This window comes from Streptomyces sp. NPDC059917, assembly GCF_042730635.1.
Taxonomy (GTDB): domain Bacteria; phylum Actinomycetota; class Actinomycetes; order Streptomycetales; family Streptomycetaceae; genus Streptomyces.
The window spans coordinates 34710-47137 of the sequence record NZ_JBHWLC010000043.1 but is presented as its reverse complement, the minus strand read 5'-3'; the positions used below and the strand labels follow the sequence as shown (position 1 = coordinate 47137).

The following is a 12428-nucleotide window of genomic DNA, read 5'->3' as shown; positions in this document are numbered from 1 at the left end:
CGGGGAAGGGGTACGACCGATCTTCCTACTTAGGCTTACCTAAGTCAATCGGTTACCGACGTCCTGTCGGTAAAAAATGTACGCCTTCCCCGCCGCCCTGTCAGGGGTTCGTTCGACGTGGGTCGATTACGGCAGCGTGAGGATCTCCGCCCCGGTGTCCGTCACCACCAGCGTGTGCTCGAACTGGGCCGTGCGCTTGCGGTCCTTCGTGACGACCGTCCAGCCGTCCTTCCACATGTCGTACTCGTGGGTGCCCAGCGTCAGCATCGGTTCGATGGTGAAGGTCATGCCGGGCTCGATGACGGTGGTGGCGTGCGGGCTGTCGTAGTGCGGGACGATCAGGCCGGAGTGGAAGGACGAGTTGATGCCGTGCCCGGTGAAGTCGCGGACCACGCCGTAGCCGAAGCGCTTGGCGTACGACTCGATGACCCGGCCGATGACGTTGATCTGGCGGCCCGGCTTGACCGCCTTGATCGCGCGGTTCAGCGACTCGCGGGTGCGCTCGACCAGCAGGCGCGACTCCTCGTCGACGTCGCCGCACAGGTAGGTGGCGTTGTTGTCGCCGTGCACGCCGCCGATGTAGGCCGTGACGTCGAGGTTCACGATGTCGCCGTCACGCAGCACCGTGGAGTCCGGGATGCCGTGGCAGATGACCTCGTTGACGGAGGCGCAGAGGGACTTGGGGAAACCCCGGTAGCCCAGGGTCGACGGGTAGGCACCGTGGTCGCACATGTACGCGTGCGCGACCCGGTCCAGCGCGTCGGTGGTCACCCCGGGGGCGATGAGCTTGGCGGCCTCCTCCATCGCCTGCGCGGCGATGCGGCCGGCGATGCGCATCGCCTCGATGGTCTCGGCCGTCTGCACCTCCGGTCCGGTGTACGGAGTGGGCGCGGGCTTGCCCACGTACTCGGGCCGGCGGATGTTTCCGGGAACGGAAAGGGCGGGGGAGAGCTCGCCTGGAACGAGCAGCGACTGGCCAGACATGCGAACGAGTGTATCCAGCGGGGATCGGGCAGCATGGCGGCAGAGGAAGGAGCGTCGAATGGCTCTGTTCAAGAAGCGCCAGGTGGGCAAACCGGGCGAGTGGTACTACTGCCTCGTCCACAAGAAGGTCGAGGAGGGGCCGGAATGCCCGGCGAAGGACCGCTTCGGTCCCTACGCCACGCCCGAGGAGGCGAACCACGCGATGGAGACCGCGCAGGAGCGGAATCTGGAGTGGCAGAACGACCCCAAGTGGAACGACAAGACCCGGGAAGAGGGGCAGGGCGACAGCGCACCCTAGGAGCCGGGGCTACCAGCGGTTGGGCGGCGGGGCGGTCAGCTGGTCGGCCAGCCGCGCCAGCCGGTCCCGGAAGCGGTGCGGGGTGCGCTGGGTCGGGACGCCGTTCTCCCCGGCCGCCGCGCTGACCAGGTGCGACGCCGTGTCCAGGTCCAGCTCGGCGCCCTCGGGCACCGACAGGCCGTCGTGCGCCAAGGCGGCCAGCTCCCGGTCGCCGCCGTCGAGGGACAGCACGGTCGCCCCCGAGCGGCGCGCGTCGTGCACCCGCTCCAGCAGCCCCTCGCCGGGCCGCTCCGGCGCCACCACCAGCAGCGTGTGCCCGCGCCGGGCCGCGGCCAGCCGCCCCAGGCCCACCGACAGGTGCGGCGGCTCCCCGGGCAGCACCCGGTGGCGCACCAGCGTCGGCGCCAGCTCCGGCCGCCCCGACCAGGCCGCCTCGTCCACCAGGTGCGCGGCCAGGTGCCAGGGTTCGTAGCTCTCGGTCCCCACCAGCAGCAGGTTCCCGCCCGCCGGGACCACCGCCCGGCGCAGCGATCCCGCGAAGCGGCGGGCGGCCCCGGGCCACTGCGTACCGGCCAGCACCTCGCGCAGCAGGGCGACCCTGACGGCATCCATGGGCGGCATCCTGCACCACGGACGGCGCAAAGCAGGAGCGTTTGGCACCCGCTCACCCATTCGGCCTTGCGCTACCCGGCAGTACCCTCGCCCCCATGACTTCCACAGACAACACCCAGAAGCCCCCGGCGAAGGACCCCCACGACCTCCCCGACGTCTCGGGCCTGATCGTCGGCGTCCTCGGCGGTACCGGGGACCAGGGCCGCGGCCTCGCCTACCGGCTCGCCCGCGCGGGCCAGAAGGTGATCATCGGCTCGCGCGCCGCCGACCGCGCCGAGGCCGCCGCGGCGGAGCTCGGCCTCGGCGTGGAGGGCGCGGACAACGCCGAGTGCGCCCGGCGCAGCGACGTCGTGATCATCGCCGTGCCGTGGGACGGCCACGCCAAGACCCTGGAAGCGCTGCGCGAGGAGCTGACGGGCAAGCTCGTCGTCGACTGCGTCAACCCCCTCGGCTTCGACAAGCAGGGCGCCTACGCCCTCAAGCCCGAGGAGGGCAGCGCCGCCCAGCAGGCCGCGCTGCTGCTCCCCGGCTCGCGCGTCACCGCCGCCTTCCACCACCTGTCGGCCGTCCTGCTCCAGGACGAGTCGGTGGAGGAGATCGACACGGACGTGATGGTCCTCGGCGAGGTGCGCGCCGACACCGACATCGTCCAGGCCCTCGCCGCCCGCATCCCGGGGATGCGCGGGATCTTCGCGGGCCGGCTCCGCAACGCCCACCAGGTCGAGTCGCTGGTCGCCAACCTGATCTCGGTCAACCGCCGCTACAAGGCCCACGCGGGCCTGCGCGTCACCGACGTCTGAGCCGCGCTACGGGCCCCCGCCCCCCGCCGACCGGACGCGGCGGCGGAGGCCCGTACGCATCACCCGCCTCAGCCGCGGCGGCCCGTACGTCCCTCCACGGCGCCCAGGTGCGCCACGACGGCCTGGTGGAAGCGGGCCACGGCGTCGTCGACGCTGCGGATGAAGCCCGACTCCGTATTGCCCCGGGTGCTGCCCATCCCCTTGACCAGCGACAGCCGGAAGCCGGTGACGGCCGCGCCGTCCCGGGGCAGCAGGTCCCCCGGCTCGGGCCGCAGCCGCTCCAGGGTGCCGCGCGGCCCCGGACCCTCACCGTCGGTCAGGGTCTCCACGTGCAGGTCCGCCGGAGCCTCGGCGAGCAGCCTCAGCAGCCGCTTCGCACCCACCAGCGGATAGGCGGCCTCCGGCGCCGGCACCTCGACGGACGTGCGCACCTTGGCCGTGCGCAGGTCGGCGCTGACCGCGATGACCACGCTGGTCCCGTCGATCCGCAGCTCCGCCGACAGCCGTCCCTCCGCCGCGAGCCGCGCGGCCGCGGCGGCGCGCCGGGCCCCCGGATCGCTGCCCTTGCGGGCCCGCTGCACCGGCAGCGCCTTCTGGCCCAGCTCCCCGCCGAGGCGCAGGCAGACCTGGCGGATCAGCCGCTCCCAGCTGCCGACCACCTCGACGGCCCGCGGGTCGTCCGCGCCGAGGGTCTCGTCCTCGATGCCCTTGCGCACGGGCACCCAGGCGGGACCCATGTTCTGGAAGCCGTGGCAGCCGGAGTTGTCGTGCTGGAGGTACTCCAACAGCTCCTGGAGCAGCCAGGCGTGCGCGGCGTTGCCCACGCCCTCGTGCCGGATCAGCATCTGCGCCTGGTGGGCGACCTCGGCCCAGGAGAGGTGCCAGAGGCCGACCTTGTGCTTGCGCCGCCCGTCGATCTTGACGTCCACCATGGCGGCGCCTTCGAGGGCCACGTCGTTGGAGAGCGTGATCACGGCTTCGTAGCCGCGCCGCGCGGCGATGTCCATGTACTGCTGCACCTGCTCGGCCTTGAGCGGGTTGCCGTTGGTCTTGGTCTCCACGAGCGCGGTCCACAGCTTGCCCGCGCGCTCCACCCGGATCACCCCGTCCGGCCGCCGCGGGGTGTCCCCGTGCGGCAGCGACACCTCGGTGAAGGTCTCCATCCGCCCGGCGGGCGCGCCGAATCCGGCGGTCAACCTGCGGCCCAGCTCCGGCACCTGCGCCATGACGGACAGCAGCACCGAGGTGGCGCGCACCTCGCGCTCGCCGTCGCTCTTCAAGGAGGGGACGGGGAACAGCCGGGCCGGGCGCCAGGAGTCGTTCTCGGCGAGCGAGGTCTTGGGCACCCGCGGCAGCGTGATCTTCTTCTTGGTGGTGCGCGGGGCCCGGCCCCGGGTCTGCGCGGGCACGGCGCCGGCCGCCGCCGGGGCGACCGGGGCGTCCGGTGCGACCGGGTCGGTCGCCGGGAGGGCCGCGGCGGGCGCGGCCGTGGGGTCCGGCGCGGCCACGGGCGCGGCGGTCGGCGCCGCGGAGCCCGCCTCCGCGGCCTCCTCCGGGCTCGCGGGCTCGTCCGGTTCCTCGGGGAGCGCGTGCCCGAAGTCGTTGGTCAGCCCGGTCAGCCCGGTCTCGTAGCCCTGACCCACCGCGCGGAACTTCCACTCCTCGCCCCGCCGGTAGAGCTCGCCGAAGATGAAGGCCGTCTCCACGCCCGCGTCGTCGATGGAGAACCCGACCAGCGGCTCGCCCGAGCGGTCCGCGACCGTCATCCGCAGGTCGTCCAGGTCCCCGAAGCACGTCCCGCCGTACTGGCTGGCCGCGATCACGATCCGTGCGACGTCCGCCCGCACCGCCGTCAGGTCGACGCTGATGCGGTCCTCGTCGCCGTTGTCGGTCGGTGTCTTGCCCAGCAGTTGCACGCTGCCGTCCGCGGCGGCGGTGTGGTTGTAGAAGTAGAAGTCGTTCTCGTCGCGGACCTTGCCGTTCTCGTCCACGAGCAGCACCGACACGTCGGCGTCCCCCGCCCCCGAGGCACTGCTCCAGCCGAGGCTCACCACGACCGCCCCGACGTCCTCGCTCAGCGCCGTCAGACTGACGTTGGCGCCCTTGGAAATCTCCTGCATGTCCGTCCCCCCACTGGCCCGGTGTCGTCCGTCACGGGCCGAGCGGCCGGGCTGTCGTTCTGTTCGCGCGCTCCGAGAGGCGCGCTGGGCGCACCGTAAACCCCCCGTCGTGCGAAACGCTCGGGTTCGGACGAAAAAGGGCCGGATATGACTGCCCGGCACGATGGGGGACACTGGAGGGGTCGTCCGCCGTTCAGTGTTCCCGAGGAGTCCGGCCCATGCCCCGCCTTGCCGTGTTCGCCATCGTCGTCTGCGTCCTGTCGGTGGCCGCGGCCGTCGTCGCCTTCGTCGAGGGCAGCTTCCTCGGCATCGTCTGGGTGCTGCTGGCGGGCGTGACCTCGAACATGGCGTGGTTCTACCTGCGCAAGGAGCGGCTCAGCCGCCGAGCGGGCTGAACCCCCGGGACTGGCAGAGCGGACTGCCGTCCTGCCAGAAGGTGTACAGGTCGCGGCCGCAGTAGGTGTCCAGGTCGGACACGCCGAGCTTGGCGAGGACCGCGTTCACGAAGTCGAAGAAGAACGCGTTCACCCCGGGGATCCACAACAGGGCGAAGACCGCGAGCAGTCCGAAGGGCGCCAGCGGTTCGACCTCGCGGCGCACCTTGTACGAGAGCCACGGCTCGATCACCCCGTAGCCGTCCAGGCCCGGCACGGGCAGAAAGTTCAAGATCGCGGCCGAGACCTGGAGCAGCGCCAGGAAGCCGAGGGCGTAGCGGAAGGCCTGCGGCACCCCGTCCAACGCGTCCAGCCAGAACGGCGCCGTGCACACGACGGCGAAGAGCACGTTGGTCAGCGGCCCGGCCGCCGAGATCAGGCTGTGCTTCCAGCGCCCCTGGATCCGCCCGCGCTCGATGTACACGGCCCCGCCGGGCAGGCCCAGCCCGCCCAGGATCACGAAGATCACCGGCAGCACGATGCTCAGCATCGCGTGCGTGTACTTCAACGGGTTCAGCGTCAGGTACCCCTTGGCCCCGACCGACAGGTCCCCGCTGTGCAGGGCGGTACGGGCGTGCGCGTACTCGTGCAGGCACAGCGAGACGATCCACGCGGACGTGACGAAGAGGAACACCGCGAGCCCGGTACTGGTCGCGTAGTCGGTCCACACGGCCCAGCCGGTGACGCCCATGACCGCGGCGACCCCGAGGAAGACCGCACTGACCTGCCGCTCACCGTGACCGCTCTGATGCCCCATGGCCCGAAACCTATCCCAGGGGCCCCGGCCCACCGGCTCCGGGAACGGCCCACCGCGTAATCCCGGTGGGTTCGCGGCCCGCGCCGGTCACAATGGGCCGGTGCGTTACGCGATTCTCGGCAGTGCCCAGGCAGTCCGCGGCGACGGAACCCCCGTCGCCCTCGGCGGAGCCCGCTTGCGCGCGCTCCTGACCGCGCTCGCGCTGCGCCCCGGCCGGGCGGTCCCGGTCGAGGTGCTGGTGGACGAGGTCTGGGGCGACGAACCGCCCCAGGACGCCTCCGGCGCGCTGCAAGCCCTGGTCGGGCGGCTGCGCCGGGCCGCCGGGCACGGGGCCGTCGCCTCCGCCGAGGGCGGCTACCGGCTCACCGCCGAGCGCGACGACATCGACCTCTACCGCTTCGAGCGGCTCGCCCGCACCGCCGCGCAGCGCCTGGAGGCGGGCGATCCGGGCCGGGCCGCCGAGCTCTACGAGGAGGCCCTGGGCCTGTGGCGCGGGCCCGCCCTCGCGGACCTGCCGGACCCGACCGCCGAGGCCGCGCGCTGGGAGACCGTACGACTGGACGCGCGCCGGGGCCGCCTCGGCGCGGCCCTCGCCCTGGGCGAGGCGGAGCGGGTCCTGCCCGAGCTGACCGCCCTGTGCGCCGACCTGCCCCTGGACGAACCCCTCCAGGTGCTGCGGATCCGGGCGCTGCGCGACGCGGGCCGACCGGCCGAGGCCCTGGTCGCCTACGACGGCGTGCGCCGCGAGCTGGCCGACCGGCTCGGCGCGGACCCGGGACCCGCCCTGCGCGCCCTGCACACGGAACTGCTGGCCCCGCGGCCGACCGCCGGGCGGCCCCCCGCGGCGGCGGCCCCCGCCCCCGTGCCGCCCGCCGCCCCCGCCCCGGCGCCCGCGACCGGCCCCGACGGGAACCTGCGCGCCCGGCTCACCACCTTCGTCGGGCGCGAGGACGACATCCGCGTCATCGGCGAGGACCTCGCCCGCGCCCGGCTGGTCACCCTCCTCGGCCCCGGCGGCGCGGGCAAGACCCGGCTCTCCCAGGAGGCCGCCGAGGCGCACCCCGCCGCCGAGTGGCCCGACGGGGTCTGGCTGGTCGAGCTGGCCCCGGTCGACGACCCCGAGGACGTGGCCGAAGCCGCCCTCGCGGCCCTCGGCGCCCGCGAGACCAAGCTGCGCGGCGCCGCCGCCGAGGAGATGCGCGTCCTCACCGGACAGACCGGCGACCACCCCTTGGTCCGGCTGACCGAACACTGCTCCCGGCGGCGCCTGCTGCTCCTCCTGGACAACTGCGAGCACGTCATCGGGGCGGCCGCCGAGCTGGCGGAGCGGCTGCTCACGCACTGCCCCGGCGTGCGGATCCTGGCCACCAGCCGCGAACCCCTCGGCGTGCCGGGGGAGTTGCTGCGCCCGGTGGAACCGCTGCCGGACCCGATGGCGGTGCGCCTCTTCGCGGAGCGCGGCGCCGCCGCCCGGCCGGGGTTCACCGTGACCGACGACCCGGCCGCCGCCGCCGAGATCTGTCGGCGCCTGGACGGGCTGCCGTTGGCGATCGAGTTGGCAGCGGCGCGGCTGCGGTTGTTGACCCCGCGGCAGATCGCGGACCGGTTGGACAACCGGTTCCGGTTGCTGACCAGCGGGAGCCGTACGGTGCTGCCGCGCCAGCAGACGCTGCGGGCGGTGGTCGACTGGTCCTGGGAGCTGCTCGACGCCGACGAACGCACGGTGCTGCGCCGCCTGTCGGTCTTCGCCGGCGGCTGCGACCTGACCGCCGCCGAAGCCGTCTGCGCCCTGCGCGAGCCCGACGCCCAGTCCGGGGGCGATCTCACCGACATCGCGGACGTGGCCGACGTACTCGGCTCGCTCGTCGACAAGTCCCTCGTCGTCGCCGCCCCGGGACCCGAGGGCGACATGCGCTACCGGCTGCTGGAGACCGTCGGCGAGTACGCCGCCGAGCGGCTCGCCGAGGACCCCGCGGACCAGGAGGCCACCTGCCGCCGCCACCTCGTCCACTACCGCGAACTCGCCCGCACCACCGACCCGCTGCTGCGCGACCGCCGCCAGCGGGCGGCCGCGCAGCGCTTCGCCACCGAGTACGAGAACCTGCGCACCGCCCTGCGCCGCGCCGTCGCCGCCCGCGACGCGGACGAGGTGATGTGCCTGGTCCACTCCCTCGTCTGGTACTGGCACATGCGCGACCTGCGCGCCGAGATGCGCCACTGGGCGAACGCCGCCGCGCCCCTGGGCCCGAACCCCTTCCAGGAGCCGGTCGTCCCCGCGCGGCCCGTGTACGAACAGATCGTGGACACGCCCCCGCCCTACACCGGGGAACTGCGCACCGAGGGGTGGCGCGGCATCGGGCTGCTCCAGCTGGCCGCCCGCGACCAGGCCACGGGGAGCTGGACCTCGGAGGCGGTCCGCGCCGAGGTCGCGGGGATGGCGGCCGCCTACCGGCCCGGCCTGCCGCAGACCTGCCGGATGCCCGGATCGATGTACGTCTTCGCCGCCATGATCAGCGGGAATCCGGGGCTGATCCGTCTGATCGCCGACGCGACGGTGGACGCGTGCCGCGCGCTCGGCTACCGCTGGGAGCTGGGCTCCGCCCTCCAACTGCGCGCCAACGTGCTGGCCAACCGCGCGGACTGGGCCGACATCGCCGTCCGTGACGCCGAGGAGAGCCTCGCCATCTTCCAGGAGCTGGGCGACGACTGGGGCTGCGCGGAAGCCCTCTCGGCCCGCGCCGAATCCCACGAGAAGCGCGGCGACTACGCCCTGGCCGGGGAGGACTACGAGGCCGCCATCGCGCACGCGGAGCGCCTCGGCGCCAAGGGCCAGGTCTCGGTGCTGCGGATCCGGGTCGCGGGCGTCCTCATGGAGAGCGGCGGCGCCGAGCGGGCCGAGGAGATCCTCACCGAGGCGCTCGACGCCCCGCGGCCCTTCGACAACGAGGCCCTGCCCGTCGCCCGGATGTTCCTCGCGACCCGCTTCGGCGCGACCGGCCGGATCCCCGAGGCCCGCGCCCAGCTGGACGTGTTGCGCGGGGAGTTCGCCAACGGGGCCTACGCCATCTTCGAGGGCTTCCTGCTCGGCATCGCGTCCTGGCTGGACAACCAGGAGGGGAAGTACGAGGAGGCCCTGGTGGGGCTCAGGGCCGCGCTGACCACGGCCCGCGAACCGCTCGCCGAAATGGTCGCGCCGCAGATGCCCGCCGTGTACCTGATCAGCGCGGCGGAGTCGCACGCCGGGCTCGGCGGCGCGGAGCACGCCCGCACCGCGGTCCGGCTGATGGGCGCCTACCGGGCACTGGTCCCGACGGAGCACGTGCCCGTCACCACCGAACGCGAGAGCGCCGCGCGGGTCACCGAACGGGCCGGGGCGGAGCTGGAGCGGGCCGCTTTCGAGGCGGCGCACGCCGAAGGCGGCGGCCTCTCCCTGGAGGAGGCCACCGCCCTCGTCTGACCCGTGGCGGGCCCGGGACGCGATCCGTTCCCGCCCGGATCGGTCCGTCAGGTCTTGTTGCGGAACTTGCGCACCGCGATCGGCATGGTGACCACGGTGATGCCGATCGACCAGGCCAGCGTGATCCACACCGAGTTGCCGATCGGCGTGCCGTTGATCAGGGCGCGGGCCGCGTCGGCCAGGTTGGACAGCGGGTTGTAGTCCGTGAAGGACTGCAGCCAGCCGGGCATCGTGGTCGGCGGGGCGAAGATCGAGCTGCCGAACTGGAGCGGCATCAGGACCAGCATCGCCATGCCCTGCACGGCCTGGGCGGTCTTCATCGTGAGACCGAGCAGGATGAAGATCCACATCAGCGAGGCGCCGAAGACGGCCGCCAGGCCGATGGACGCCAGCAGCTCCAGGACCGAGGTCTTGATGGACAGGCCCAGCATGAAACCGACGGCCAGCAGGATCGCGATGGCGACCATCATGCGGCCGACCTCGACCACGATCTTCGCGATGAGCACCGAGGAGCGGGCGATGGGCATGGACCGGAAGCGGTCCATCACGCCCTTCTTGAAGTCGTCGTTGACGCCGGTGCCGACGCCCATCGCGATGTTCATGCCCATCATGGCCATCAGGCCCGGGACGACGTAGTTGACGTACTCCTGCTGGTTGCCCTTGCCGGAGATCGCGCCGCCGAAGACGAAGACGAACAGCAGCGTGAAGATGATCGGCATCAGCAGGACGTCGAACATCGACTCGGGGTCCTGCTTGATCTGCAGGACGTTGCGGCGCGCCAGCGCGCCGATGTGGCGCAGGTGGGCGCGCAGGCCCAGGCGGCCCTCGTCGCTCACGGACGTCGGCCCGGAGACCGGGGCGGAGCGGGTGGGGGCGGGCTTCGTGGTGACGGTGCTCATGCCGCTACCTCCTCGGTCTGGTGGGCGTCTGCGGGAGCGGCCTTGTGGCCGGTGATGGAGAGGAAGACCTCGTCCAGGCTGGGCAGGTAGGTGCCCAGGTCGGCGATGGCGTAGCCGCGGGCGGCCAGCAGGCCCACCACCGCGGTCAGCTGCTCGTCGCTCAGGATCGGGACCAGCAGGACGCCCTCGTCCGGCACGGCCTGGCTGCCGGCGACGCCGTCCAGGCCGGTCTCGGCCAGCGAGCGGGCCATCCCCGGCAGGTCGGCCGGGTCCGTGGGGCGGATCCTCAGGGTGCGACCGCCGACACGGGCCTTCAGCTCGTCGACCTTGCCGTTGGCGATGACCTTGCCGTGGTCGATGACCGTCAGCTCGCTGGCGAGCTGCTCGGCCTCCTCCATGTACTGGGTGGTGAGCAGGACCGTCGCGCCCTCGGCGACCATCCGCTGCACCTCGTCCCACACCTCGTTGCGGGTACGGGGGTCCAGACCGGTGGTCGGCTCGTCCAGGTAGAGCACCGCCGGGCTGCCGATCATGGAGGCGGCGAGGTCCAGGCGCCGCCGCATGCCGCCGGAGTAGTGCATGGCGGCCTTCTTGGCCGCCTCGGTCAGCGAGAACCGCTCCAGCAGCTCGTCCGCGCGGCGGCGGGCGTCCTTGCGGGGCAGGTCCAGCAGCCGCCCGATCATGTAGAGGTTCTCCCGGCCGGAGAGCTTCTCGTCGACCGAGGCGTACTGGCCGGTGAGGCCGATGGTGCGGCGCAGCTGCCGGGGCTGGCGGACCACGTCGAAGCCCGCGACGACGGCGGTGCCGGCGTCCGGGGTGATCAGGGTGGAGAGGCAGCGGACCAGGGTGGTCTTCCCGGCGCCGTTCGGGCCGAGGACCCCGAGGACCGTGCCCTCGCGGACGTCCAGGTCCACGCCGTCCAGTGCTTTGGTCTCGCCGTAGTGCTTGACCAGTCCCCGCACCTCTACCGCGTGGGTGCCGTGTGCCCCACGGCCGGGGGTGATGTCGTTTCGCGTCATGTCCTCATGGGACCAGAGGGCACTGACAAAGCGCCGACAGCCGGCCGACAGCACCCGTCGGCCGGCTGTCGGTGGGTCGCCGACGGACGTCGGTCAGTGGACGCTGTGCTCTTCCAGCGGGAACGCCGCGCCGACCACGTCCTCGGCGAAGGCCTTCGCCGCGTCCGTCATCGTCGCCCGCAGGTTCGCGTACTGCTTCACGAACTTCGGCATCTTTCCGCCGGTCAGGCCCATCATGTCGGTCCACACCAGGACCTGCGCGTCGCACTGCGCGCCCGCCCCGATGCCGACGGTCGGGATGTGCAGGGACCGGGTCACCTCGGCCGCCAGCTCGGCCGGCACCAGCTCCAGCACCACCGCGAAGGCACCCGCGTCCTGCGCCGCCTTCGCGTCCCGCAGCAGCTGGTGCGCGGCCTCGTCGCCGCGCCCCTGCACCCGGTACCCCATGGCGTTGACGGACTGCGGGGTCAGCCCCAGGTGGGACATGACCGGGATGCCGGACTGCACGATCAGCTCGGTCTGGGCCAGCGAGCGCTGGCCGCCCTCCAGCTTGACCGCGCCGACACCGGCCTCCTTGACCAGGCGCGTGGCGCTGCGCAGCGCCTGGACCGGGCCTTCCTGGTACGAGCCGAACGGCAGGTCGCCGACGACCAGGGCCCGGCCGGTGCCCCGTACGACGGCCGCCGACAGCAGGGTCATCTCGTCCATGGTCACCGGGACGGTGGTCTCGTAGCCGAGGTGACAGTTGCCCATGGAGTCACCGACGAGGATCACCGGGATCCCGGCCTCGTCGAAGACGGACGCGGTCATCGCGTCGTAAGCGGTGAGCATGGGCCACTTCTCGCCGCGCTCCTTGGCGAGGCCCAGGTCACGGACGGTGATGCGGCGGCTGCCCTTGCCCCCGTACAGGGTCGGGGCGGCGGCTTCGCGGGCAGGCGAAACGGCATGCGTCATTGCAACTGCTCCTTGTGTCATCTCGAGGCGCCCTCACGGCGTCCCCGGACTCACCCACCATGGTGGCACCACCGCGCCCCGGGGCGGTAGTGCT

11 protein-coding genes are annotated in these 12428 nt (G+C 72.9%); 4 read left to right on the top strand and 7 right to left on the bottom strand.

Annotated features, from left to right (window positions below):
• Positions 1-126 precede the first annotated feature (126 nt).
• Positions 127-984, bottom strand: a complete 858-nt coding sequence (gene map, locus ACFWAR_RS24025) for a type I methionyl aminopeptidase (protein WP_385780614.1) — start codon at positions 982-984, stop codon at positions 127-129.
• A gap of 58 nt (positions 985-1042) precedes the next feature.
• Between map and ACFWAR_RS24020 the strand changes: the two genes are divergently transcribed.
• Positions 1043-1282: a hypothetical protein gene (locus ACFWAR_RS24020; RefSeq protein ID WP_385780611.1), complete on the top strand. Its 240-nt coding sequence runs from the start codon at positions 1043-1045 to the stop codon at positions 1280-1282.
• Between the two features lie 9 nt (positions 1283-1291).
• On the opposite strand, the gene ACFWAR_RS24015 is transcribed toward ACFWAR_RS24020, so the two are convergent.
• Positions 1292-1894 (bottom strand): hypothetical protein, encoded by a 603-nt coding sequence (locus ACFWAR_RS24015; RefSeq protein WP_385780608.1) that lies wholly within the window; start codon positions 1892-1894, stop codon positions 1292-1294.
• Between the two features lie 95 nt (positions 1895-1989).
• Between ACFWAR_RS24015 and npdG the strand changes: the two genes are divergently transcribed.
• On the top strand, positions 1990-2694 hold the full coding sequence (gene npdG, locus ACFWAR_RS24010; protein WP_385780605.1) for an NADPH-dependent F420 reductase: 705 nt from the start codon (positions 1990-1992) through the stop codon (positions 2692-2694).
• Between the two features lie 68 nt (positions 2695-2762).
• Here npdG and ACFWAR_RS24005 read toward each other — a convergent pair whose 3' ends face one another.
• On the bottom strand, positions 2763-4814 hold the full coding sequence (locus ACFWAR_RS24005) for a TerD family protein (protein WP_385780603.1): 2052 nt from the start codon (positions 4812-4814) through the stop codon (positions 2763-2765).
• Positions 4815-5032: 218 nt separating this feature from the next.
• On the opposite strand from ACFWAR_RS24005, the gene ACFWAR_RS24000 reads away from it, so the two are divergent.
• Entirely contained in the window at positions 5033-5209 is a 177-nt protein-coding gene (locus ACFWAR_RS24000) for a hypothetical protein (RefSeq protein WP_354383542.1), read from the top strand.
• On the opposite strand, the gene ACFWAR_RS23995 is transcribed toward ACFWAR_RS24000, so the two are convergent.
• Positions 5190-6005 carry a site-2 protease family protein gene (locus ACFWAR_RS23995; protein ID WP_385780601.1) on the bottom strand — a complete coding sequence of 272 codons (816 nt, stop codon included), beginning with the start codon at positions 6003-6005 and terminating at the stop codon, positions 5190-5192. The genes ACFWAR_RS24000 and ACFWAR_RS23995 overlap by 20 nt on opposite strands.
• Before the next feature lie 100 nt (positions 6006-6105).
• Between ACFWAR_RS23995 and ACFWAR_RS23990 the strand changes: the two genes are divergently transcribed.
• Entirely contained in the window at positions 6106-9462 is a 3357-nt protein-coding gene (locus tag ACFWAR_RS23990; RefSeq protein ID WP_385780598.1) for a BTAD domain-containing putative transcriptional regulator, read from the top strand.
• Between the two features lie 47 nt (positions 9463-9509).
• On the opposite strand, the gene ACFWAR_RS23985 is transcribed toward ACFWAR_RS23990, so the two are convergent.
• The 3 genes from ACFWAR_RS23985 to panB all read right to left on the bottom strand — a co-directional run bounded on the left by ACFWAR_RS23985 (position 9510) and on the right by panB (position 12334).
• Complete coding sequence (locus ACFWAR_RS23985; protein ID WP_385780595.1) at positions 9510-10361, bottom strand: ABC transporter permease; 852 nt, start codon at positions 10359-10361, stop codon at positions 9510-9512.
• Positions 10358-11380 (bottom strand): ATP-binding cassette domain-containing protein, encoded by a 1023-nt coding sequence (locus ACFWAR_RS23980; protein ID WP_385780592.1) that lies wholly within the window; start codon positions 11378-11380, stop codon positions 10358-10360. Before ACFWAR_RS23980 ends, ACFWAR_RS23985 begins: the two co-directional genes overlap by 4 nt.
• Positions 11381-11473: 93 nt before the next feature.
• Positions 11474-12334, bottom strand: a complete 861-nt coding sequence (gene panB / locus ACFWAR_RS23975; protein ID WP_385780589.1) for a 3-methyl-2-oxobutanoate hydroxymethyltransferase — start codon at positions 12332-12334, stop codon at positions 11474-11476.
• Positions 12335-12428: the final 94 nt, after the last annotated feature.